Source organism: Bradyrhizobium sp. SBR1B (genome assembly GCF_014198205.1).
Lineage (GTDB): Bacteria > Pseudomonadota > Alphaproteobacteria > Rhizobiales > Xanthobacteraceae > Bradyrhizobium.
Window position 1 is genome coordinate 77,208 of the sequence record NZ_JACIHC010000012.1, and the last position, 22,146, is coordinate 99,353.

The following is a 22,146-nucleotide window of genomic DNA, read 5'->3' on the forward strand; positions in this document are numbered from 1 at the left end:
ATTGCGCGATGACCGGGATGGGGGCGCATGTGGGGAGTGTCGGTGGCCATGAGACGCCGTGAGTTCATGTCGCTGGTTGGTGCCGCGGCGGCGTTCCCGGTCTTGGCGCGCGCCCAGGACAGAGCGCCGTTCGTGGGCGTGCTGACCGGCAATGTCGCCGGCGATCCCGGCGCGCAGATGCGCGTCGATGCCTTTCAGCAGGGGCTCACCGATCGTGGCTGGATCGCCAACCAGAACTATCGCCTGGAGGTGCGCTGGCCGGGTCCCAGTCCGGCACGCCAGCAATTGGAGGCGCTCGAGCTCATTGCCGCCGGGCCGGACGTACTGCTTTCGACCAGCACGGGCACGACCCGGACGCTGCGCGATGCCACGCAGCGAATTCCGATCGTCTTCGTCGGGCTCTCCGATCCCGTCGGGACCGGCCTCGTCGCCAATCTGGCGCGGCCGACCGGCAATCTCACCGGCTTCTCGCTCTATGAGCACTCGATGAGCGGGAAATGGCTCGGTCTGCTGAAGGATATGGTGCCGGGGATGAGCCACGCGGCGCTGCTGTTCAATCCGGAATCGTCGCCCTATGCGCCGTTCTATCTTCAGGCGGCGCACCAGATGGAAAACCGGCTCGGTCTCAAGGTCACCGGTGCCAGCGTCCGGAGTGGGGCCGAGATCGCGGCGGCCATCGAGAGCGCGACACGCGACGGCGGCGGCCTCGTCGTGCTCCCTGATGGCGGCTTCTTCGGGACCCAGAGCGCGATGACGATCGCACTGCTGGCGCAGCGCCGCGTGCCCGCGATCTTCGCGGTCCGCTTCTACGCGGTGAACGGTGGGCTGATGTCCTATGGCGCCGATCTCACCCAGCAATTTCGCGACGGCGCCGGCTACGTCGATCGCGTCCTGCGCGGCGCCGAGATTCGATCGCTTCCGGTGCAGTTCGCCACCAGGTTCGAGCTCGTCATCAACATGAAGACGGCCCATGCCCTCGGCCTGACGGTGCCGAGCCGGCTTCTGATGGACGCCGAACTGATCGAATGACGCATGGCTCTCGCGCTGCAGCAGCCACGAGGGCCTCGTTTCGTTGATCTCGATCAACAAACGTCTGCGTCCCGGCCCGATCGTCCCACGCTGGAAGTGCAAGGGAGGATGCAATGTTCCGCTGCGGCAAGACCCTGATGGCGCTTGCGGTCGTCATGGCGACATCGTTCGCCGCAACGGCGCAAACCAACACGACGCCTGCGGCCCCGTCTCCGCAAGCGCAGCCGGCTCCTCCGCCTGCGCCGACGGCCGAGCTTCTGAAGCCGGAGCAGCTCGAGGCCTTGGTGGCGCCGATCGCACTGTATCCAGACGAGCTCCTTGCCAATGTGCTTGCCGCCTCAACCTATCCGTTGGAGGTGGTGCAGGCCGACCGCTGGCTGAAGGAGCGCAAGACCCTGAAGGGCGATGCGCTGAAGACGGAGGTCGAGAAGCAGGCCTGGGACGACAGCATCAAGGCGCTGGCCAGCACCGCCGATGTCCTGACCATGATGAGCGATCAGCTCGACTGGACCAAGAAGCTCGGCGATGCCTTTCTCGCCCAGCAGCCTGACGTGATGGATGCGATCCAGCGCTTGCGCAACAAGGCCTATGACAACAAGAAGCTGGTCACGACCAAGCAGCAGAAGGTCAGTGTCCAGTCGCAGGAAGGCAAGCAGGTCGTTGTGATCCAGCAGGCCAATCCCGCGGAGATGTACGTGCCGTATTACGATCCGGCGACGGTCTATGGCAGCTGGCCCTATGCGGAGTATCCGCCGTATTATTGGGGCTACCCGTCCTATATCGGCGCCGGCGTGGTTGCGGCGGGCCTCGCTTTCGGCACGGCTTGGGCGATCGGGCGCTGGGGCAATTACTGGGGCGGCGGCTGCAATTGGGGCAACCGCAATGTCTACGTCAATCATCGCACCACCAACATCGGTAACGGCTGGCAGCATAATCCGGCGCATCGCGGTGGCGTGCGCTACAACAACAGCAACGTTCAGCAGCGTTTCGGCAACAACAACCTGAAGGCCGGCGTGTCGGACCGGATGGATTTCCGCGGCCGTGACGGCAACCAGGTGCTGCGTCCCAACCAAGGTGCTGGAGACCGGGCCGGCGATCGCGCCGGTGACCGTGCTGGTGATCGTGGTGGTCCCGGTGATCGCGCAGGCGATCGTGCGGGTGATCGTGCGGGCAACCGCGGCGATCGGCCCGGCGGGGGCGATCGCGCTGGAGCCGCGGATCGTGCCAAGGGCGGTGGTGACCGCGCCAAGGCTGCAAACAAGGGCGGCGGAGATCGCGCCAAGGCCGCCAACCGCGCCGGCGGCGGTGCGGCAGCCAACCGTGGTGGCGGCAATCGCGGCGGTGCCATGAACGTCTCCTCCGGCCGCTCGGCCGCGGCGGCGTCCGCGCGCGGACGATCCAGCATGGCAAGCATGCCGCGCGGTGGCGGCGGCGGACCGAGCATGGCCGGCCGCGGCGGCGGTGGCGGAATGGCAATGCGGGGCGGTGGCGGCGGTGGATTCCGCGGAGGCGGCGGTGGCGGCTTCCGTGGTGGCGGCGGCGGTGGCCGACGCTCCGACATCGCGTTGAAGCATGACATCGTCCTGCTCGGTCATCTCGCGAACGGCCTCGGCTATTATCGCTTCAGCTACATCGGCAACGACAAGGCCTATGTCGGCGTCATGGCGCAGGAGGTCGAACAGGTGATGCCTGCCGCCGTGACCCGCGGCAGCGATGGATATCTGCGGGTTCGCTACGAAAAACTCGGACTGACATTCCGCAGCTATGGTGACTGGCTCGCCGGCGGCGCGAAGATTCCTGCGGAGGTGACGCCATGACCGGCTTGAAATCATTCCGTCGCGCGATGTTGCCGGGACTCGTGGCGCTGGCGCTGCTCGGCTCAGCATCGCAGGCGCAGCAATCCTTCAAGACGCCGGAAGATGCAGCGGCCGCGCTTGCCGCCGCGGTCAAGAACGGACCAGACGATATCCTGAAAGTGCTGGGCCGCGCCGCAGACGACATCGTCTCGTCCGGCGACGAGATCGCCGACAACGACATCCGCCAGCGCTTCACGTCGATGTATGACGCCAAGCACGGCATCAAGGCGGAGGGCAACAAGACGGCGACCCTGATGCTGGGGCCCGATGACTTCCCGTTCCCGATTCCGCTGGTCAATACCAAGGCCGGCTGGGAGTTCGACACCGACGAGGGACGCATCGAGGTGCTGCGCCGTCGCATCGGCCGTAACGAGCTCGACGCGATCCAGACCGCGCTCGCCTTTGTCGACGCGCAGAACGAATACGCCGACAAGGACCGCGGTGAGGGCGCCGGCGTCTATGCGCAGCGCATCGTCTCATCGCCCGGCAAGAAGGACGGCTTGTTCTGGCGCGACGACAGCGACCCGAGCCCGCTTGGCGCGCTGGCGGCCGAGGCCTCGAAGGAGGGCTATCGCGCGGGCGACGTCGGACCTGCGCCCTATCACGGCTACTATTTCCGCATCCTCAAGGGGCAGGGGCGCGATGCGCCCGGCGGCGCGCTCGACTATGTGGTCAAGGGCAAGATGATTGGTGGTTTCGCCCTGATCGCGTGGCCCGCGGAGTACGGCAATTCGGGCATCATGACCTTCCTGGTCAATCACGCCGGCACCGTCTACCAGAAGGATCTCGGCAAGCGCACGGCGTTTGTCGCCGAGCGCACCACGCTGTTCGATCCCGATGAGACTTGGAAGAAGGTCGATGCCGCAAAACCCTGAATGGCGCATGTCCATGCGCCGGCGCAGGCTCGGCCTGATAGCGTTCCTCCTGTTGGCAATCGGACTGACCATGCCGGCGACGCCAGCCTTGGCGCAGGCGTCCGGTCACGTCAGAGCCAAGATCGTCAAGGCCGGCCTTCTGGTCGGCGGCGGCGCCGGAAATGGCGTGCTGACCTATCGTGGCAAGTCCTATCCGTTCAGGATCAGCGGCCTGAGTTTCGGCATCACGGTCGGCGCGACAGTCGGCCGGCTCGATGGCTGGGCCTCCGGGATCCGCGAGGTCGGCGACTTTGCCGGCACCTACAGTTCGGTCGGCGGTGGCTTTGCTCTGGTCGGCGGCGTCAGCGGCGCCCACCTCCGCAACGAAAAGGGCGTGACGATCGTGCTGCAGGGCCCCAAGGCGGGACTCGAGCTGGCGGCCAATATCAGTCAGATCACGATCTCTCTGCGATAGGACGACAATCGAGGAAGCCGGTTCTGCCGCAGCAACATCGTGGTAGCGGCGGCTCACAATCTGTTGAGGCATGGGACCATGTTCTCTGATGCTTGATCGTCCTTGGTCTCCCTCGATGACCAGTGACCGGACGCACGTTGTGGCGCCAGTTGGCAGCTCTACTGCGCAGTTGGCGCCTGTGCTTAGATATGAATCGCATGCCCTAGCGACTTCAGCGCAGCTTCGTGAAAGGCTTCGCTTTGGGTTGGATGCGCATGGATGGTCATGGCGATATCCTCCAGCCGCGCGCCCATCTCCAGCGCAAGTGTGAAGGCTGCCGAAAGCTCGGCGATGCCGGCGCCGACGCCCTGGATACCCAACAGGAGGTGGTTGTCGGCTCGCACGACCGTCCGGATGAAGCCGTCTTCCCGATCCAGCGTCAATGCGCGGCCGTTGGCCTTGAACGGGAAGAGGTCCGTCTTGACGTCGAATCCCCTGCTGCTCGCCTCGTTGGGTGACAGGCCGACCGTGACGAGCTCGGGGTCAGTGAAGCAGATCGCCGGGATCGAAACCCGGTCCCAGGCGCGACGGCGGCCGGCAACGATCTCGGCTACCATCTCGCCTTGCGCCATGGCGCGATGCGCCAGCATCGGCTCTCCCGTGACGTCTCCGATCGCGCAGATGCCATGCATCGAGGTGCGACATCGGTCGTCAATTCGAATGAATGGTCCGTCCATATCGAGATCGAGCTGCTCGAGGCCAAAGCCACTCGTCACGGGTCTGCGGCCGACCGTAACAAGAATCTTGTCGGCTGCGAGCGAAGCCTGCTCACCATTGGCGGTCTCGATCGCCAGCGCCGTGCCATTGGCTTCGAGTGCTTTCACCCTTGCGTCGGTCAGAACCGTGGCGCCGAGCGCAGTCAGGCGCCTTGCGACGGGCTCGCTCAAATCGCGATCATATTGCGGGAGAATGCGTGGCGCGGCCTCGACGACCGTGACGGCCGTGCCGATTTTCGCGAATGCAGTACCGAGCTCGAGACCGATGTACCCGCCGCCGACCACGACAAGCGTCTTCGGGATTTCGGTGAGCGCTAATGCCTCGGTCGAAGAGATCACCCGCCCGCCGAAGGGGAGAAACGGCAGGGCGACCGGCTCGGAGCCTGCCGCAATCACCACCGTTTCGGCATGGATCACCTGCCGGCCGGATTGCGTTTCGACCTCGACGGTCTTGCCGTCGCGGAAGCGAGCGTAGCCGGCCACGAGCCTGACACCGGCCCTTCTCAAGAGACCAGCCACACCGCCGTTCAGACGTCGGACGATATTGTCCTTCCAGGCGATGGTCTTGGCGAAGTCGAGAGACGGCTTCGCGGTGGTGATGCCCAGTGCGCTCTCGCCCGCCGCGGCGCGCGCAATGGTTTCATACTCACCGGCCGCATGGATCAAGGCCTTGGAAGGAATGCAGCCGACATTGAGGCAGGTTCCACCCGGCTTCTCGGCCTCGACGATGATCGTATCGATGCCGAGCTGGCCGGCACGGATCGCGCAGGTGTAGCCGCCGGGGCCCGCGCCGATGACAAGGAGCTTGCAGGTGATTTCGGTCATCATCCTACCCGTCAATGAAGATCATGGCGGGTGTCTCCAATTGTGTCTTGATCCGCTGCACGAACTGGGCTGCATCGAACCCATCGATGACCCGGTGGTCGAAGCTGGACGACAGGTTCATCATCTGACGCGGCACGAAGGCGGCGCCATCCCAATGCGGACGGATCGCGATACGGTTGACGCCGATGATCGCGACCTCCGGATGATTGATGATGGGCGTCGTCGCGAGCCCGCCCAGCGCGCCGAGCGATGTGATGGTGATGGTCGAGCCGGTGAGCTCGTCGCGGGTGGCGCTGCCGTTCCGAGCCGCTTCCGCGAGCCGTGCCACCTCGGCGGCGCAACTCCAGAGGTCGCGCGCTTCCGCATGCCGGACGACGGGGACCACGAGGCCGGCCGGCGTTTGCGTGGCGATCCCGATATGAACGCCTGCGTGCTGGTGAACGATCCCGGCCTCGTCGTCGAAATGGGCATTGAGATGCTGTTGCTCGGCGATCGCGCGCACCATGGCGCGCATCAGGAACGGCAACATTGTCAGTTTGAGTCTACCCGGCTGCTTCTGGCTGTTGAGCTTCGCGCGCAAATCCTCGAGCGCGGTGACATCGACCTCTTCGACATAAGTGATGTGCGGAATGCGCGAGCTCGCAACGGACATCTTCTCGGCGATCTTGCGTCGCAAGCCGACGATCTTGATGTCGGTGACCGCGGTTTGCGTTGGATACGGCGTCGCCGTCGTTCCGGTGCGGCCGCGCGCGAGATGGGCGTCGAGATCATCATGGGTGATCCGCCCGGCGGGACCCGTGCCGCGGATCTGACGCAAGTCGACGCCTGCCTCCCGCGCGCGGAGCCGAACCGCGGGGGCGGCGAGAGGCCGATCGCCTGCGTGGTGGGGTGGCGCCGCAGAGGGCTGCGACTTCAGCATGTTGGGCGGCTCGCGCGCTATGCGCGGGGCGCTTGCGGCAACGTCAGGCTTTTTGGCCAAAGTGCTTGCCGTGGACGAGGCCGACTTCACTGCCTCCGCCGCTGGCGCGCTTTTGCCGTCTACCTCCAGCCGAACAAAGTCCGAGCCGATGGCGAGAACGTCGCCCACACTGCCGGCGAGCCAGATGACCCGTCCGTCCGTCGGCGAGGGAATCTCCACCGTCGCCTTGTCGGTCATGACGGCACCGAGCACGGCGTCTTCGCGCACGATATCGCCGACCTTCACGTGCCATTCCACCAGCTCTGCTTCCGCAATGCCTTCGCCGACGTCGGGCAGCCTGACCACGCGCTCGGCCATCTCAAGCCTCCAGCGTTTCGATCAATGCGCGGCCGACACGCGCAGGGCCCGGAAAGTAGTCCCATTCCTGCGCATGCGGGTAGGGCGTGTCCCATCCGGCGACACGCACGATCGGGGATTCCAGATGATAGAAGCATCGTGTCTGGACCAATGCGCAGAGCTCAGCACCGAAGCCAGAGGTGAGCGTCGCCTCGTGCACGATGACGCAGCGTCCGGTCTTCTTGACCGAGGCTTCGATGGTGTCGAGATCGAGAGGCAGCAGCGAGCGAAGATCGATGATCTCGGCATCGATGCCGGATTCGGTCGCGGCGGTCTCGGCGACGTGCACCATCGTCCCGTAGGCGAGGATGGTGACGGCCTCACCCGGCCTGCGGATCGCGGCGCTGCCGAGCGGAATTGCAAAATGTCCGTCGTCGACTTCGCCGAGATCATGCTTCGACCACGGCGTTACCGGCCGGTCGTGATGACCGTCGAATGGACCGTTATAGAGCCGCTTCGGTTCGAGGAAGATCACGGGATCGGGATCCTCGATCGCAGAGATCAGTAAGCCCTTGGCGTCGCGTGGGTTCGACGGCACGACCGTCTTGATACCGCAGACATGCGTGAACAGAGCTTCCGGGCTCTGGCTGTGTGTCTGGCCGCCAAAAATGCCGCCGCCGGTCGGCATGCGCACCACGAGCGGGCAGGTGAATTGACCGTTGGAGCGATAGCGCAACCGCGCAGCCTCGGAGACGATCTGGTCGTAAGCCGGATACATGTAGTCGGCGAACTGTATTTCGACACAGGGTTTCAGGCCGTAAGCCGCCATGCCCACTGCGATGCCGACGATACCGAGCTCGCTGATCGGGGTATCGAAGCAACGGCTCGTTCCGTATTTCGCTTGCAGGCCCTGGCTGGCGCGAAACACGCCCCCGAAATAGCCGACGTCCTCGCCGAACACGACGACGTCGTCATCGCGCGACATCATCACATCCATGGCCTCGCGAATCGCCTCGATCATGGTTTTGCGCGGCATCGCTCAGACTCCCGCTTCCTGGCGTTGCCGTCGCAGGTGCGGCGGCATCTCCGAGAACACGCCTTCGAACATGTCACGCGCCGAGGCATGCTGAGGTGAATGCAGCGTGCCGTAGCCCTCGGCCTCCTTCTGCGCCGCGATCACTGTGTCCATGATCTCCGCCTCGGCCTGCTTGTGCCGTTCCTCCGACCAGGCCCCGCGCACGATCAAATGATTTTTCAGTCTGATCACGGGATCTCCGAGGGGCCACGCTTCGGACTCCGTCTTCGGCCGATAGCCCGCGGGATCGTCCGAGGTGGAGTGGGCGCCGACGCGATAGGTCACGTGCTCGATCAGGGTCGGGCCAAGATTGCGGCGTGCACGCTCGCACGCCCATTTCGCAACCGCGTGGACGGCGAGGTAGTCGTTGCCGTCGACGCGTAGAGCCGGAATGCCGAAGCCGAGGCCGCGCGCCGCGAACGTGCCGGAGCCACCTCGCGCGATGCCCTGGAAGGTCGAGATGGCCCATTGATTGTTGACGATGTTGAGTACGACCGGCGCGCGATAGGTCGAAGCGAACACGAGGGCCGCGTGGAAGTCGGATTCGGCCGTTGCGCCATCGCCGATCCAGGCGACCGCGATCTTCGTGTCGTTCTTGATTGCCGAGGCCATCGCCCAGCCGACCGCCTGAATGTATTGGGTGGCAAGATTTCCCGAGATCGTGAAGAAGCCGTGCTCCCTTGAGGAATACATCACGGGCAGCTGGCGCCCCTTCAGGGGATCGTGTGTGTTGGAATAGATCTGGCAGGCCATCTCGACCAGGGAGTAGCCGCCGGCGATCAAAAGCCCGGCCTGGCGATAGGTCGGAAAATTCATGTCCCCCGGATTGAGCGCCTTGCGGAAGGCGCAGCTCACGGCCTCTTCGCCCATGTGCTGCATATAGAACGAGGTCTTGCCCTGACGCTGCGCCATCTGCATGCGCGCATCGAACGCACGCAGCGTCATCATGTGACGCAGGCCCTCGAGCAGTTCGTTGTCGGAGAGCGCACCTGCCCAGGGACCGACGGCCTCGCCGTCGCGATTGAGCACGCGGATAACCGAGAAGGCGAGATCACGAATCGTCTCGGCATCCACGTCGACGTCGGGACGATTGACATGGCCTGCGCGCGGAATGCGGATGTTGGAGAAATCGGGCGTGCCACCCGGGCGAACCGCGGGCTCCGGCACGTGCAGCCTCAGTGGCGGATGCTCGGCGGATGGAGCCGCGCCGTCTTGCGGGATCATGTCACGGATGAGGTTGGGGTCGGGCATTGGCTTTCACCTCTCACCTCGATTGCATCGACGCAGAATAACGCACCAACGCGCCGAACGAGCCGGTCGATGACGTCGCGGTCATTGATGTCTATGGAAGCCGAGATGCGGCAGGCATTCGCATCCGCCCGCGCACTGAGAGCAGCAAGCGGCAGCCCTGCGACACGGGTCTGGTCGAGCAGGCGGCCGAGTGCGGCGTGCATATTGCTGGTCTGCAGTTCGAGAACAAACACCGCATGCGTCTCATTTTGGTAAGCACATCGTACTGGCAAAAGCCAGGATTGTCGTTCTTTTGAACTGGGTATAGTCTACAAATGCGGTAAGAATTTTCCAAATATGAATAGCAAAGCGAGAATAGGATTCTTGGTATGGCATCGACCGGACGTGCCAGAGGACCCGTCAAAGCTCCGCGCAAGGATGCACTTCGGCTCGACGAGGTCGACCGCAAGATCCTGCGTGCCTTGCAGCAGGATGCGCGCCTGACGACGGCGCAACTCGCCGACAGAATCGGGCTCTCCACCACGCCATGCTGGAACAGGCTGAAGCGTTTGGAGACGCAGGGCTATATCGATGGCTACGTCGCGCTGCTCAATCAGGACAAGCTTGGCCTGCCCGAAACGGTCATCATAGAGCTGACGCTCGACCGCCACGACGAGGAGATGCTCGAGCGCTTTGGCCAATTGCTTACGAATTTGCCGGAGGTGATCGAGGCCTATCTCACCACCGGCGATTACGATTACATCGTGAAGGTCGCGGTCGAAAGCACCGCCGGCTATGAACGCTTCCTGCGCGAAAAGCTCTATCGCATCCCTGGCATCCGCCACAGCCGGTCGTCGTTTGCGCTGCGCTGCCTGAAGAAGCTGACCTCGGTCCAGGTCTAGTAAGGGATCAGGCACTCCGTCGCGCCTAATCGCTTCTGACGTTGAGTCCCCCCATACCCCAAGTTGGGGCATGGGCCTCGCATTTGCTCCGGCGATGCTGGAAAGGCTTACCGCCCCGGCTCGGCGAACTCGTGCTTGCTCTCGTGCCCGCCGACGAAGACCAGGATGCCGGCGATCAAGGGCAGAATCGCGAGCACGAGCAGCCCTGTCGAGGTTTGCCCTGTCGCTTCCTTGACCCAGCCGATCAGATAAGGACCGCCAAAGCCGGCGAGATTGCCGATCGAGTTGATCAGTGCGATCGCGCCGGCCGCCGCCGTTCCCGAAAGCCAGGCTGTCGGCAGGGTCCAGAACACTCCAAAGCAGCAGAATACGCCGACAGCAGCCACCGTCAGCGCCACCATCGTCATGGTGGGATCGGTGAGATAGGAGGAAACGGCGAGCGCAATTGCGGTCAGGATCAGCGGCGCGCCGACATGCATCACGCGCTCACGGGTGGCATCCGAATGCCGCGCCCACAGGATCATCGCGATGGTGCCGAACAGATACGGGATCGCGGTGACGAAGCCGGTCTGGGCGTTGGTCAACCCGAACGCCTTGACGATCTGCGGCAGCCAGAACTGCATGCCGTAGAGAGCGCCGACGAAGCCGAAATAGATCGCGCTCAGCGCGATCACCTTTGGCGAGGACAGCGCTTCGCCGAGCGACAGGTGCTTGACCGCCTTCTTGGCCGCAACCTCAGAATCGAGCTTGGCCTTGAGCCAAGCCCTCTGTTCGACCGAGAGCCAATCCGCCTTCTCCGGCCGGTCGGTGAGATAGAACCAGGTGACGATGCCGAGCAGCACCGATGGAAGGCCCTCGATGATGAAGAGCCAATGCCAGCCCTTCAATCCCATGAGGCCGTCGAGCCCGAGCAGCAGGCCTGAGATCGGCGCGCCGATCACGGTGGACACGGGGACTGCGATGGCAAAAGCTGCGATGAAGCGGCCGCGGTACTCGGCCGGGTACCAATAGGTGAGATAGAGGATGATGCCCGGGAAGAAACCGGCCTCGGCGACCCCGAGCAGAAAGCGCAGAACATAGAAGCTGGTCTCGCCGCTGACCGTCGCCATCAGCGCCGAGATGATGCCCCAGGTCACCATGATACGGGCGATCCAGCGGCTGGCGCCGAACTTCTCCAGCGCGAGATTGCTCGGCACCTCGAAGATGAAATAGCCGATGAAGAAGATGCCGGCGCCCCAAGCGAACACCAGCGGCGAGAATTTCAGATCCGCATTCATGGTCAGCGCGGCAAAGCCGAGATTGACGCGGTCGAGATAGGAGAAGAAGTAGGCCAGCACCAGGAACGGGATCAAACGCCAAGAGATGGCGCGAATGGTCGAGGTCTCGATCTCCGACTTGGCGGCGCGGGCGGCACCGGCATAGGTGGTGGTCTGACTCATCGTAGTTTCCCCGTCTGTCCGCCAAGTCGACTTGGCTTCGTTATGATTGCTACGTGTGGATCTAATTCTCGGCGGAGTGCTGAAGCAATGCCGGCGTAGCGCAGTAATTCTGAACGGGGTGTCAGTTTTTCTCACGGGCCGATGTCCGGATGACACTGCGGCCCTCGTTGGATCGTCGACGCCCGTCGGCATGACGGAAGTAATCCCGTGGGGTTTTCTGGCCCCAGGGGTAACGCCGGCAGATCAGAAAAACCAAACGGGGGGTCAGAAAAAGCGCCTTGCATGGCACCGGGAGACGCCGCTCATCTTGCGCCACCAAAAAGGAAGCCTGTCGCAAGCGAGGAAACGATGGTTGCAAGCGGCCCATCCAGCGCAAGAGCACGGCTCGCACCGGTCTTCAGATCCGGTAACGCGCCATGGGGCGGTGCCCGCAACGTTGCGCCGAACAATGAGCCGTGCGGAGCATCTGCGGATGCGGGCTCGGCTGTTGTCGCCGTGATCCGCGCTCTTATCTGCCGGAAGTGCTCGCGCTCTCGGATCGGATCGCTGTCGCCAAGTGCGGGAAGACCGCCGAGGAGATCCAGGCGACCGAGCAGCAGATCATGCACGCCGCCGTTCACCAGAGGCCTGCATGTGCGATGAATGAGATGACCATGCTGAGAGTCGGAATTATCGGCGTCGGCCTGATGGGCCATGGAATCGCGAAGAACGTCCTGGTGCGGGGCGGCTTTCCTCTGGCCTTCCTCGACCATCCGGGCAATCAGCCGGTGGCCGATCTCATCGGGCTCGGGGCGTCGGCCTGCAAGTCTCCCGGCGACGTCGCGGACGCTTCGGATGTCATCATCCTCTGTGTGACGGGTTCCCCCCAGGTCGAAGCGATCCTCACCGGCACGACGGGCGTTCTATCTCGCCTCCGCAAAGGGACCATCATTGTCGACTGTTCGACGGCGCTGCCGGAATCGACGGTGCAAATGGCTGCCGCCGTCCGGGCCGCGGGTGGACACTTCCTCGATGCGCCCATGACGCGCACCGCCAGGCACGCGGAAGAGGGAACGCTGAACCTTCTGGTTGGCGGCGAGGAAGCCGATCTTCGCAGCGTCCGCGCAGTTCTTGCCTCTTTCACAGAGGGTGTGGAGCATGTCGGCCCGGTGGGTTTTGGCCATCGGCTCAAGCTGCTCCATAATTACGTGTCGATCGGATTCATGGCGCTGCTCGGCGAAGCTGCCGCACACGCTGCCGATGCGGGCATCGATCCGGCAATCTTCGTCGATGTTCTCGCCAAGGGCGGAGGGGCCGGCGTTGCGCTTCAGCGCATGGCCCCGGCAATTGCGATGGCCGACGCCGGCGCGGTCCCGTTCTTTATCGATAATGCGCTAAAGGATATCTCCTACTACCAGACGATGGCGAGCAATTCCGGAGCATCCAAAGCGATCGCAGACGGTGTCGGCACTGCCATTGCGGCCGTGGTCGAGAGCGGCCACGGTCAAGCCTACATTTCCGACCTGGCTCGGCTCCTTCGGAAGACGAAACCAGCGGCCTAGAGAGAATGAGTGTTGAGACAGGGAAGACTGACCCAATGACAAAGACTGATATCCGATTTCCCGTAGACGGTCGAACTCGCAAGATGTTCGTCGATGGCGCGTGGGTCGAGGCCCGCTCGGGGCAGGTCTTCGAGACGCGCAACCCTGCGACCGGTGAGGTGATCGGTCGTGTCCCGCGTGGAGATGCCGGCGACATCGACATCGCCGTCGCCGCTGCCCGTCGCGCCTTCGTGGGACCATGGAGCCGCTTCAAGCCGTTCGAGCGACAGGCTCTGCTTCTGCGTATTGCCGATCTGTTCGAGAAGCACTGGGAGGAGATCAGCCGGTCCGACACGGCCGACATGGGCATGCCGATCGTCAGGACGCGGGCGAACAAGCTTCGCGTGCTCGGCATGCTCAGGTACTACGCCGGCATGGCGACCGCGATTCATGGGCAGACGATCGACAATTCGCTTCCGGGCGACATCGTCTCGTTCACACGGAAGGAGCCCGTCGGCGTCGTCGGCGCGATCATTCCCTGGAACGCCCCAACGGCTGCGTCGGTCTGGAAGATCGGGCCTGCGCTCGCGACCGGATGCACCATCGTGCTCAAGCCTTCCGAAGAGGCACCGCTGACGCCGCTCTTGATCGCAGATCTGATGAATGAGGCAGGTGTACCTCCCGGCGTCGTCAACGTCGTAACCGGGACCGGCTCGGAGGCCGGTGCGCCTCTGGCCGAACATCCCGGTGTCGACAAGATTGTCTTCACCGGATCCACGGCCACCGGCCAGGCGATCATTCGCGCGTCGGCCGGCAACCTCAAGCGGGTGTCGCTCGAGCTTGGCGGAAAGTCGCCGGTCATCGTCTGCGCCGATGCCGACCTCGACAAGGCCGTGCCGATCGCCGCGATGGCCGCCTTTGCCAATTCGGGCCAGATCTGCATCGCGGGCTCCCGGCTGTTCGTCGAGCGGAAGATCCATGACGAGTTGGTCGAGCGGCTGGGGAAATTTGCCTCGGCCCTGAAAATCGGTGATGGAGCTGATCCCACGACGGAGATCGGACCTCTCGTTTCCGAGCGGCAGCTCGACAAGGTCGAAGGCTTCCTGAACAGCGGACGCGATGAAGGCGCCAAGGTCGTGACCGGAGGCCGGAGACTGAGAGAGGGGAGTTTCGCGAAGGGTAACTTCGTCGAGCCGACTGTCTTCGCCGGCGTCTCCGACAACATGCAGATTGCCCGCGACGAGATCTTTGGTCCCGTCATCTCCGCCCTGCCGTTCGATACGCTGGATGAGGCCGTGGACCGAGCCAATGCGACGCCGTACGGGCTTGCGGCGGGCGTCTTCACGCGCGACGTCAGCAAGGCGCACGTCCTCTCGCGGAGCCTGCGTGCTGGATCGGTTTGGGTGAACACCTATCACGCCATCGATCCCGCGTTGCCGTTCGGCGGCTACAAGATGAGCGGCTATGGCCGTGAGGGCGGTACCGAGCAGCTTGATGAATACCTGAACACGAAGGGGGTCTGGATCAAGCTGGACTGAGCCGGACATTCGTCCAGCTCGCGGCCGGTCGTGGCAATTGCTGTGCCGGCGGGGTGCGGCGAGGGAAGTGACGCTACCACCACAAGATTAAATCTATCGAGCGAGTATCATGAAGGACACATATAAGATTGCCGTCGTGCATGGCGACGGAATTGGACCCGAGGTTGGTCGTGCGGCGGTTGCGGTGCTGCAAACCGGTGTCCAGACCGGTACGCTCGAGTTCGTGGAATACCCGGCGGGCGCCACTCACTTTCTCGAAACGGGAGACTCCTTTCCGTTGGCCTCGTTCGAGGGCTGTCGCGCGGCGGACGCCATTCTCCACGGGGCGGCCGGCATTCCCGGTGTGGTTCACCGGGACGGCACCGAAGCCGGGCTGGATTTCACGTTGACGCTCCGCTTCAAGCTGGATCTGTTTGCCAACGTGCGGCCCATCAAGCTCTACAACGGGGTACCGTCTCCGCTCGGGCGTCCAGGGTCGATCGACTACGTCATCGTCAGGGAGAACAGCGAGGGACTGTACGCTGCGCGCGGTGCGGGTGCGCTGCTGCGAGAGGAAGTTGCGGTCGATACGCTGGTCCAGACCCGAAAAGGTATCGAGCGAATCGTCCGGTTCGCTTTCGAGCTTGCCAGGACGCGAAACGGTTCGCCGAAGGACGGACGGCGCCGCGTAACGTGCTGCGACAAGGCCAACGTGTTGCGCACCTATGCGTTCTTCCGCGCCGTCTTCGACGAAGTCGCCAAGGACTATCCCGACATCGAATCCGAGCACGTCCTCGTCGATGCGATGACGGTTCATCTCGTCAACAAGCCGTCGCACTTCGACGTGATCGTCACCGAGAACATGTTCGGCGACATCATTTCGGATCTCGGTGCGGCGACTGTCGGCGGCATGGGCATGGCGCCATCGGAAGAGGTTGGGGACGGGATCGGTTTCTTTCAGGCCTCGCATGGCTCGGCGCCGGACATCGCCGGGAAGGGACTTGCCAATCCCTATGGGACCATCCTGGCGTCGATTCTGATGCTGAGGCGTCTGGATCAGCGCTATCGGGACAGCCGGCTGCGGCTTGGGGCCGACAGGATCGAAGCTGCCGTACGCGCCGGGTTGGAAGACGCTACGCTGAGGACGCGCGACATCGGCGGCAATGCGACGACCAATCAAGTTGTCGATGCACTTCTGAAGTTGCTCTGAGTGCGGTCAGCGAAGCTGAGCCAGACTCGAACGGATCAATGATATCAGTTGCTCGGTGTTCGGACGCCGAGCTGGGCCGCGCGTGGTGATCAAGCCGATCCGGCGAAGCTTGACGTAATCGGAGATCGGGACTACCCGAAATTGCTGAACGCCGGCCTGAACCAGCGCGACCCGCGGTACGATTGCGATGCCGAGGCCGGACGCTGCGAGGGCGAGTGCCGTCGTGGCGGCCTGGACTTCGAACTGCACGTCGAGGCGGACGCCAAGCGTCTCCAGCGTCTCGTCGATCAATCCTCGAACCGCGGTCGTTTTCGACAACAGGATGACCGGCTTTTCGACCAGATCGGCGAAGCTGGTGCTCGATTGGCCCTCGTCGAACACTGCTGGTACGCAGGCAACAAGGGGATCCTCAAGGATTGGCTCGAACTCATAGTCTCCCATGTCGGGGACCTCCGGACCAATACCGAACTCGACATCCTGCCGCTTCAGCAGCTCAAGCATGGGCGCGGTGGAGATCTCCATGAGCTGCACCTGGCTTCGCGGATGACGGACCTTGAACGTTGCAAGGATGTTAGGAAGCCATCCGGACGCCAGCGTCGGAACGCAGGCCATTCGAATATGACGGCTGCGAGACTGAGCTGATTCCGTCAGCTGATCGAGCCCAGACTGGACTTCCTGAAGTGCGCGCTTTGCCTGTTCAAACAGGATTCGACCCTCGGCGGTGAGCAGCACCTTTTGCGGCGTTCTGCGAAACAGAAGAACGCCGATCTGCTCCTCCAGGTCGCGGACCTGCATGCTCACCGCAGAAGGAGACCGGTTGGACTCTTCTGCAGCCTTGCGGAAGCTCTCGTGCTCGGCGGCGAGGAGGAAGGTGTGGAGCAGCTTGAGATTGATGTTCGGCAAGTCCTAATACCTCGATGGGTTCTTGCGCGATTCTGGAATGTGGAACGAACCCAGCGCCGATCGACATGTATATCTGTCGGAATAGGCTGCCGTCTTCACGAAAACAAGGCGCCCTCGCGCTGCAGCATAGTTCCAGATTCATTGAGGCAGATGCTCGTAGCGCAAGCTAGGTGAACGAAGGACCGCGTTTGATCGGCTTGAATTGCTTTGGCTTTAGCTAGCTCAAATGGGCTCATGATGGATTGGAGTGAGAGTTCAAGTTTATCAATCGGTTAGAAGGCTGCGTGTGCACGACATGTGCACCGAGAGATCAACAAATATCTTGTGACGGCCAATGCGGTGAGGCGAGGGCCGCATCTCGAATGCCGGTGACCAACGCCCGCGAAATTAATTGCTTCTGCATTGCGGCGTCGCTCCCTAGGGTCGGTATGTGCTTGACGAATTCCAGCGTCTGCACGAGCGCGATCACCCGGAAGGAGGCGGCTAGGATCATGAGCAACGCGATCACTGCCACCGGAGAAAAGCCACTGACTCCAGCTATGCTGCGCGATTTGTCCGTGCGGTCCGATTGGCAAGGCCTGGTCCGTGCGGCCAGCCACTACGGTATCATTGTCGTTGTCGGCGCGTTGATCTGGCTGGCCTCGTCGCGATACGGAATAGTCTGGGCGTTGCCGCTGGTCGTCGTCCAAGGCTACTTTGTCGCATTCCTGTTCATGGTGGTACACGAGACCGCCCACAAGACGGCGTTTCGTAGCCGCGCACTTAATCTCGCCTTCGGTCATCTCTCCTCGTTCGCAGTCGGCTTGCCTTACGAATACTACTGCCTGTTCCACTGGGATCATCACCGCTATACGCAGGATCCAAACAGGGATCCGGAACTGCTGTCGGTTCCGACCCCGACCTCGGACGCGCAACTGGTGATCGTCTACAGCGGCTTGCGGCAGGTTGCCTTCCGGGTGCGGCTGATGCTTCGCCACGCGTTGACCGGAAACGCCACGTCGCCCTGGATTCCGGAAAGCAAGCGCCACATCGTCGTGACGGAAGCTCGCTTCCATCTGGCAGGCTACGTCGCGCTGCTGCTGGCATCGGTCGCGCTGCACACCTTGATCCTGTTGTGGGTCTGGGTCATTCCCGTGATCGTCGGTCAATTGTTTCTGCGTCCGTATCTTCTTGCCGAACACACCGGTTGCGATCGCACGCGCAGCGCCTTCCAGAATACCCGCACCACCTATACCGCCATGTTCGTGCGCTGGTTTGCATGGAACATGCCCTATCATGTCGAGCATCATGCTTATCCTTCGATTCCGTTCCATGCGCTGCCGAAACTGAACCGGATCGTCGCCGATCAGATCGTCTACCGGGGCCCAGGCTACATCGCAGTGACGCGGCAGACGTGGGCCTGGTTTCGCCGCGCACGCAACGGCATCGAAAGTCCCATCGGTTCTGATTGAACCGGGATCGCGGCTTCATGAAAAGGCAGCAGGGTGCCGTTGCCGCAGCCGGCGGCGCCGAAATGCCGCCCGCACTGCGAACACGGGTCCCACCAGGCGCCTTCTCCGCATCTCGGGAGGCGGCTCCGGGCCCGAACAGATCAGCCTCAGCCACGATGCGCCCAAGGTGTGGGCAGCGTGATGAATTTATTGTCCTGGCACAGTCGGGAGTTGGCCTACTTGCGGGAAAATTGGACAGCGTCGAGCCTTGTCGATTAATTGCTTCACGGTCTCCCGTCTTCAGACGACCCTGTCGTCACGGTCGATCACTCCGATCGCCGGCATCACAGAGGTTTGGCATGCGATCAACAACCGCTCTTCGCTTTGCCGCGTTTGTCCTATCTGCGTCCTTCCTGTTTGCGACGCCCGAGTGCGCGACAGCCGAAGAATTGCTGAAGGCGCGGCTCGCCCAGAATCTCGGGCCGATCTCGGGACTGGCGATCGTCGCGAATGCGAAAGGCATTTTTGCGAAGCAGGGGCTCGACATCTCGGTCTCCAATTTCACCAGCGGGAAGCAGTGCCTCGATACGGTGCTTGGGGGAGGGGCGGATATCGCGACAACCGCCGAGGCGCCGGTCACGGCGGCCGCGATGGCGCAACAGCCCATCGCCTTCGTGGCGGGGATGGAATATTCGGATCTTAAGACCATGACCGCGGCTTCTGCCGGCATCAAGACGAAGGCTGATTTGCGTGGAAAGCGAATTGCCTTTACGGCTGGAACCGGCAGCGAAGTTTACACGTCGGTTCTGTTGAAAGCGGCGGGCCTGACGTCGAAGGACGTGACACTCGTCAACCTGCGACCTCAGGAAATGGTTCCCGCCATGGCGGCCGGGAGCATCGATGCGTTCGATACCTGGGAGCCGCACGTCGCGAATGCGAAGAAGGCTCTTGGCGAAGGCGCGACCCCACTTGAGACCAAAGGTATCTACTCGGAGACCTTCAACATTGTCGTTACGCAATCTTACCTCGCGGCCAATCCGGCGATCGTCACTAAGTTCCTGGCGTCCCTCATCGAAGCCGAGGGCTGGCTCAAGGCGCATCCGGATGAAGCGATCGACGTCATCGCCGCAGCGACCGGGATGAAACGCGACGAGTTGGCTGCGATCTGGCCGGACTATGTTTACCGTGTGCGCCTCGACGACAAGCTTCTCGCGACTCTGAAAACCCATGCCACCTGGCGGCTCGAGACCGGCAATCATCCCCCTGGAGCGACTATGCCCGATTTCTCGAAAGTCTTGGTGACGGCGCCGCTCAAGGCGGTCGATCCAGCCCGCGTCACACTGGAGGCGCGCCCGTGAGCGTCGGCAGACGTAGCAGTGCGAGCGCGACTGCACGGCTGAGCGTACTGGTCGCCGTCCTCTCGGTGCCTATCTTCACAGGCGTGTGGGAGCTGGTTGCTCGCTCCGGCATTGTGAACACCGTGCTGTTTCCGCCGCCATCGACCGTCGCTGTCGCCATTCTCGAATGGATTCGCAGCGGACAATTCTTCGCCGACCTGATGGCGAGCCTCTCGCGCGTGGCCGCGGGATTTGCGATCGGGGCCGCGGGCGGGATCGTGCTCGGCGTCCTGACTGGCCGGTTCCAGCTGGTGTCCAGCCTGCTTTCACCCTTGTTCCACATCCTTCGCCCAATTCCTCCCATAGCTTTCGTGCCGATCGTCATCCTTTGGTTTGGCCTCTCGGAGACAGGCAAGCTTTTCCTGGTCGTTTGGGGCGTGTTCTTCACGGTATGGCTCGCGACCCACATAGGGGTGCAGAAAGTCGACCACGGCCTTATCCGTGCCGCCCAGATGCTCGGCACGCCGCAGCCGCAGATGCTGTGGGAGATCGTCCTTCTTGGCGCGCTGCCCTATATCACGGTCGGTCTTCGGACCGCGGTGAGCATCTCCTTCTACACACTGGTCGCCGCCGAGTTGGCGGGAGCGTTCGCCGGTATCGTTTATCGTATCGAAATTGCGCAACAGAACATGCAAACGGGTCAGGTCATGGGCGGGTTGGCGGCACTCGGCCTGCTCTCCTTCATCGCTGACCGTTCCTTTGCGACTCTTGCCGAACGTGCCGTGTGGTGGCGATGACCCCGAGCTTGCTTCGTCCGGACCAGCCGCTCAGGCTCGTGGATACGTACCCGCCATCCGCCCCGGCCCGTCAGGCGATCATCCGGGTCGAGGATTTGAGCATCGTCTTCGATGCGCCGAGCGGACAGGTCATCGCGGTCGACCGCGTATCCCTGGCGGTAGCCCAGGGAGAGTTCGTCTCGATCGTCGGTCCATCCGGCTGCGGCAAGTCCACGCTCCTGAATGCAATGGCCGGCCTCGAGCGGCCGTTCGAAGGCCAGGTGCTGATCGCCGGCGAAGCAATGCGCAAGCCACGGCCCGAGATTGGGATGGTCTTCCAGCAGCCACATCTGTTTCCGTGGAAATCGGTGCGCCGGAACATCGCGCATGGGCCCCGCGCCCTCGGCAAGCCGAAAGCGGAGGCGCTGCGGATTGCCGACGACCTCATCGAGATGATCGGACTGACCAGATTTGCGTCGGCATATCCGCACACGCTATCGGGAGGCATGCAGCAGCGGGTTGCGATTGCCCGTGCCCTCGCCAACCAGCCGCGCGTACTGTTGATGGACGAGCCGTTCGGAGCGCTGGATGCCCAGACCCGGGCGGTCATGCAGGACAATCTGCTCGAGCTCCGCGAGCGGATCAACGCAACCATCGTCTTCGTCACACACGACATCGATGAAGCGATCCTTCTCTCTGACCGTGTTCTGATCATGAGCGCGGGACCCGGCCGCATCCTCAAGGATCTTCAGGTAAGCCTGCCGCGACCGCGCTCCAGCGCCATCGTTGCGGAGGCTGCCTATCTCGCCCTCAAGCGGGATTGCCTTGACCTGATCCGCTCGGAAGGCCGCCGGGCTTTCGAGCAAATGGAAATCAGGATGTAAGCGCCTGACGACAGATCTGGCATGGCTCTTGAATGGTTTTCCCTTTCCAGCGACAAGGGAGCGAGCAGATGTCAGTAGCAAGTCTTAGGAATACGACAGGCATCATGCTGGCGGGATCGGATGCTCTGGTCGGGTCGCTGCCCGGCTTGTTGGATCCGTTGTGTGAGACTGACCGGCGTCGTGTCCTCGCCATCGGCCGTGAGGAGGTCCTGCCAGCAGGCAAGCACGTCTGGCGTCAGGGCGATCTGCAGAACGGCATTTATCTGATCGAAGAAGGTCGTATTCGCAGCTACTACGCGGCTCCTTCCGGACGCGAGGTGACGCTGGCCTACTGGTTCGCCGGCAATTTCGTCGGCGGCCCGGATCTGTTCGGTACTGGTGCCCACGTATGGTCTTCGGTTGCAGTGGAACGGAGTCGGGTGACGTTCTTACCCGGCCCAGCCTTGCGCGCGCTGGCGCATCAATCAGCAAGTATCGCGGTCGCGCTGTTGGATGCGCTCGCCTTCAAGGCACGGTGCTACTCGGCCATGGCGCAAATGCTAGGGACCCGCTCGGTGACCGAGCGGTTGCATCGCCTGCTGGTTTTTCTCTCGAATATCTACGGCTCGCAGCAAGGCCGTGAGATCGTGATCGGGATCCCGTTCACACATGGTGATCTCGCCAATCTGATCGGCTCAACTCGCCAATGGGTGACAGTGCAGCTTTCCCGTATGCAGGCAAGGGGCGTCATCCGTTATTACCGGGGCCTGATTGTGATCCTCAATATGCGCGCTCTCGATCTCGAAGTCGTCTAAAGCATGATCCGGAAAAGTGTGCAGCGGTTTTCCGAAAAGATCATGCTTAAACAACAACCTAAGGCGCGATGACGATTCAT

21 protein-coding genes are annotated in these 22,146 nt (G+C 62.8%); 13 read left to right on the forward strand and 8 right to left on the reverse strand.

Going from position 1 to position 22,146, the window contains the following annotated elements; translation table 11 throughout:
• The first annotated feature begins 48 nt into the window (after positions 1 to 48).
• The 4 genes from GGD61_RS26240 (at position 49) to GGD61_RS26255 (ending at position 4,214) form a co-directional block, all read left to right on the forward strand.
• Positions 49 to 1,029 carry an ABC transporter substrate-binding protein gene (locus GGD61_RS26240; protein ID WP_092252991.1) on the forward strand — a complete coding sequence of 327 codons (981 nt, stop codon included), beginning with the start codon at positions 49 to 51 and terminating at the stop codon, positions 1,027 to 1,029.
• A gap of 113 nt (positions 1,030 to 1,142) precedes the next feature.
• Positions 1,143 to 2,846 carry a DUF3300 domain-containing protein gene (locus GGD61_RS26245; protein WP_092252065.1) on the forward strand — a complete coding sequence of 568 codons (1,704 nt, stop codon included), beginning with the start codon at positions 1,143 to 1,145 and terminating at the stop codon, positions 2,844 to 2,846.
• Positions 2,843 to 3,760 (forward strand): DUF2950 domain-containing protein, encoded by a 918-nt coding sequence (locus GGD61_RS26250; RefSeq protein ID WP_092252067.1) that lies wholly within the window; start codon positions 2,843 to 2,845, stop codon positions 3,758 to 3,760. Before GGD61_RS26245 ends, GGD61_RS26250 begins: the two co-directional genes overlap by 4 nt.
• 7 nt (positions 3,761 to 3,767) lie before the next feature.
• Positions 3,768 to 4,214, forward strand: a complete 447-nt coding sequence (locus GGD61_RS26255) for a hypothetical protein (RefSeq protein ID WP_244550579.1) — start codon at positions 3,768 to 3,770, stop codon at positions 4,212 to 4,214.
• 182 nt (positions 4,215 to 4,396) lie between these two features.
• Here GGD61_RS26255 and lpdA read toward each other — a convergent pair whose 3' ends face one another.
• From lpdA to GGD61_RS26280, 5 genes are read right to left on the reverse strand one after another with little or no spacing between them, the layout of a single operon-like run.
• Positions 4,397 to 5,794: a dihydrolipoyl dehydrogenase gene (gene lpdA / locus GGD61_RS26260; protein ID WP_092252993.1), complete on the reverse strand. Its 1,398-nt coding sequence runs from the start codon at positions 5,792 to 5,794 to the stop codon at positions 4,397 to 4,399.
• Between the two features lie 4 nt (positions 5,795 to 5,798).
• Positions 5,799 to 7,070 (reverse strand): dihydrolipoamide acetyltransferase family protein, encoded by a 1,272-nt coding sequence (locus GGD61_RS26265; RefSeq protein WP_092252069.1) that lies wholly within the window; start codon positions 7,068 to 7,070, stop codon positions 5,799 to 5,801.
• A gap of 1 nt (position 7,071) precedes the next feature.
• Entirely contained in the window at positions 7,072 to 8,085 is a 1,014-nt protein-coding gene (locus GGD61_RS26270; RefSeq protein WP_092252071.1) for an alpha-ketoacid dehydrogenase subunit beta, read from the reverse strand.
• Positions 8,086 to 8,088: 3 nt separating this feature from the next.
• Positions 8,089 to 9,348, reverse strand: coding sequence for a 3-methyl-2-oxobutanoate dehydrogenase (2-methylpropanoyl-transferring) subunit alpha (locus tag GGD61_RS26275; RefSeq protein ID WP_092252995.1), 1,260 nt, complete (start codon positions 9,346 to 9,348; stop codon positions 8,089 to 8,091).
• Positions 9,345 to 9,608 carry a hypothetical protein gene (locus GGD61_RS26280; RefSeq protein ID WP_143109001.1) on the reverse strand — a complete coding sequence of 88 codons (264 nt, stop codon included), beginning with the start codon at positions 9,606 to 9,608 and terminating at the stop codon, positions 9,345 to 9,347. The genes GGD61_RS26275 and GGD61_RS26280 overlap by 4 nt, the downstream gene beginning before the upstream one ends.
• 135 nt (positions 9,609 to 9,743) lie before the next feature.
• Between GGD61_RS26280 and GGD61_RS26285 the strand changes: the two genes are divergently transcribed.
• Positions 9,744 to 10,256 carry an Lrp/AsnC family transcriptional regulator gene (locus tag GGD61_RS26285; protein ID WP_092252073.1) on the forward strand — a complete coding sequence of 171 codons (513 nt, stop codon included), beginning with the start codon at positions 9,744 to 9,746 and terminating at the stop codon, positions 10,254 to 10,256.
• A 107-nt stretch (positions 10,257 to 10,363) separates the two neighbouring features.
• On the opposite strand, the gene GGD61_RS26290 is transcribed toward GGD61_RS26285, so the two are convergent.
• Both GGD61_RS26290 and GGD61_RS26295 read right to left on the reverse strand, forming a co-directional pair.
• Complete coding sequence (locus GGD61_RS26290; RefSeq protein ID WP_092252075.1) at positions 10,364 to 11,695, reverse strand: MFS transporter; 1,332 nt, start codon at positions 11,693 to 11,695, stop codon at positions 10,364 to 10,366.
• A 302-nt stretch (positions 11,696 to 11,997) separates the two neighbouring features.
• Positions 11,998 to 12,315 (reverse strand): hypothetical protein, encoded by a 318-nt coding sequence (locus tag GGD61_RS26295; RefSeq protein WP_177236892.1) that lies wholly within the window; start codon positions 12,313 to 12,315, stop codon positions 11,998 to 12,000.
• Between GGD61_RS26295 and GGD61_RS26300 the strand changes: the two genes are divergently transcribed.
• The 3 genes from GGD61_RS26300 to GGD61_RS26310 all read left to right on the forward strand — a co-directional run bounded on the left by GGD61_RS26300 (position 12,298) and on the right by GGD61_RS26310 (position 15,942).
• The gene (locus GGD61_RS26300) at positions 12,298 to 13,236 is read left to right on the forward strand and encodes an NAD(P)-dependent oxidoreductase (protein WP_092252997.1); all 939 of its coding nucleotides are present in this window, start codon (positions 12,298 to 12,300) and stop codon (positions 13,234 to 13,236) included. The two genes, GGD61_RS26295 and GGD61_RS26300, sit on opposite strands and share 18 nt — an antisense overlap.
• 35 nt (positions 13,237 to 13,271) lie before the next feature.
• Complete coding sequence (locus GGD61_RS26305; RefSeq protein ID WP_092252077.1) at positions 13,272 to 14,753, forward strand: aldehyde dehydrogenase; 1,482 nt, start codon at positions 13,272 to 13,274, stop codon at positions 14,751 to 14,753.
• A 109-nt stretch (positions 14,754 to 14,862) separates the two neighbouring features.
• Entirely contained in the window at positions 14,863 to 15,942 is a 1,080-nt protein-coding gene (locus tag GGD61_RS26310; RefSeq protein WP_092252079.1) for an isocitrate/isopropylmalate dehydrogenase family protein, read from the forward strand.
• Positions 15,943 to 15,948: 6 nt separating this feature from the next.
• On the opposite strand, the gene GGD61_RS26315 is transcribed toward GGD61_RS26310, so the two are convergent.
• The gene (locus tag GGD61_RS26315; protein ID WP_092252081.1) at positions 15,949 to 16,845 is read right to left on the reverse strand and encodes a LysR family transcriptional regulator; all 897 of its coding nucleotides are present in this window, start codon (positions 16,843 to 16,845) and stop codon (positions 15,949 to 15,951) included.
• 491 nt (positions 16,846 to 17,336) lie between these two features.
• Between GGD61_RS26315 and GGD61_RS26320 the strand changes: the two genes are divergently transcribed.
• From GGD61_RS26320 to GGD61_RS26340, 5 genes are all read left to right on the forward strand, one after another.
• Positions 17,337 to 18,296 carry a fatty acid desaturase gene (locus GGD61_RS26320; RefSeq protein WP_183231543.1) on the forward strand — a complete coding sequence of 320 codons (960 nt, stop codon included), beginning with the start codon at positions 17,337 to 17,339 and terminating at the stop codon, positions 18,294 to 18,296.
• 338 nt (positions 18,297 to 18,634) lie between these two features.
• Positions 18,635 to 19,633: an ABC transporter substrate-binding protein gene (locus GGD61_RS26325; protein WP_183231544.1), complete on the forward strand. Its 999-nt coding sequence runs from the start codon at positions 18,635 to 18,637 to the stop codon at positions 19,631 to 19,633.
• Positions 19,630 to 20,409, forward strand: coding sequence for an ABC transporter permease (locus GGD61_RS26330; RefSeq protein ID WP_245323115.1), 780 nt, complete (start codon positions 19,630 to 19,632; stop codon positions 20,407 to 20,409). Before GGD61_RS26325 ends, GGD61_RS26330 begins: the two co-directional genes overlap by 4 nt.
• Positions 20,397 to 21,272 carry an ABC transporter ATP-binding protein gene (locus GGD61_RS26335; protein WP_104462102.1) on the forward strand — a complete coding sequence of 292 codons (876 nt, stop codon included), beginning with the start codon at positions 20,397 to 20,399 and terminating at the stop codon, positions 21,270 to 21,272. The genes GGD61_RS26330 and GGD61_RS26335 overlap by 13 nt, the downstream gene beginning before the upstream one ends.
• Positions 21,273 to 21,376: 104 nt before the next feature.
• A complete protein-coding gene (locus GGD61_RS26340; RefSeq protein ID WP_246786054.1) occupies positions 21,377 to 22,066 on the forward strand; it encodes a Crp/Fnr family transcriptional regulator in 690 nt (229 codons plus the stop codon).
• Positions 22,067 to 22,146 lie beyond the last annotated feature (80 nt).

What these genes read in the sequence shown, in the direction of transcription:
- GGD61_RS26240 (WP_092252991.1), top strand. Translation starts at nt 49, where the DNA reads ATGAGACGCCGTGAGTTCATGTCGCTGGTTGGTGCCGCGGCGGCGTTC.
- GGD61_RS26245 (WP_092252065.1), top strand. Translation starts at nt 1,143, where the DNA reads ATGTTCCGCTGCGGCAAGACCCTGATGGCGCTTGCGGTCGTCATGGCG.
- GGD61_RS26265 (WP_092252069.1), bottom strand. Translation starts at nt 7,070, where the DNA reads ATGGCCGAGCGCGTGGTCAGGCTGCCCGACGTCGGCGAAGGCATTGCG.
- GGD61_RS26340 (WP_246786054.1), top strand. Translation starts at nt 21,377, where the DNA reads ATGCTGGCGGGATCGGATGCTCTGGTCGGGTCGCTGCCCGGCTTGTTG.
- GGD61_RS26290 (WP_092252075.1), bottom strand. Translation starts at nt 11,695, where the DNA reads ATGAGTCAGACCACCACCTATGCCGGTGCCGCCCGCGCCGCCAAGTCG.
- GGD61_RS26300 (WP_092252997.1), top strand. Translation starts at nt 12,298, where the DNA reads ATGCACGCCGCCGTTCACCAGAGGCCTGCATGTGCGATGAATGAGATG.
- GGD61_RS26305 (WP_092252077.1), top strand. Translation starts at nt 13,272, where the DNA reads ATGACAAAGACTGATATCCGATTTCCCGTAGACGGTCGAACTCGCAAG.
- GGD61_RS26285 (WP_092252073.1), top strand. Translation starts at nt 9,744, where the DNA reads ATGGCATCGACCGGACGTGCCAGAGGACCCGTCAAAGCTCCGCGCAAG.
- GGD61_RS26275 (WP_092252995.1), bottom strand. Translation starts at nt 9,348, where the DNA reads ATGATCCCGCAAGACGGCGCGGCTCCATCCGCCGAGCATCCGCCACTG.
- GGD61_RS26250 (WP_092252067.1), top strand. Translation starts at nt 2,843, where the DNA reads ATGACCGGCTTGAAATCATTCCGTCGCGCGATGTTGCCGGGACTCGTG.
- GGD61_RS26255 (WP_244550579.1), top strand. Translation starts at nt 3,768, where the DNA reads ATGTCCATGCGCCGGCGCAGGCTCGGCCTGATAGCGTTCCTCCTGTTG.
- GGD61_RS26310 (WP_092252079.1), top strand. Translation starts at nt 14,863, where the DNA reads ATGAAGGACACATATAAGATTGCCGTCGTGCATGGCGACGGAATTGGA.
- GGD61_RS26325 (WP_183231544.1), top strand. Translation starts at nt 18,635, where the DNA reads ATGCGATCAACAACCGCTCTTCGCTTTGCCGCGTTTGTCCTATCTGCG.
- GGD61_RS26320 (WP_183231543.1), top strand. Translation starts at nt 17,337, where the DNA reads ATGAGCAACGCGATCACTGCCACCGGAGAAAAGCCACTGACTCCAGCT.
- GGD61_RS26270 (WP_092252071.1), bottom strand. Translation starts at nt 8,085, where the DNA reads ATGCCGCGCAAAACCATGATCGAGGCGATTCGCGAGGCCATGGATGTG.
- lpdA (WP_092252993.1), bottom strand. Translation starts at nt 5,794, where the DNA reads ATGACCGAAATCACCTGCAAGCTCCTTGTCATCGGCGCGGGCCCCGGC.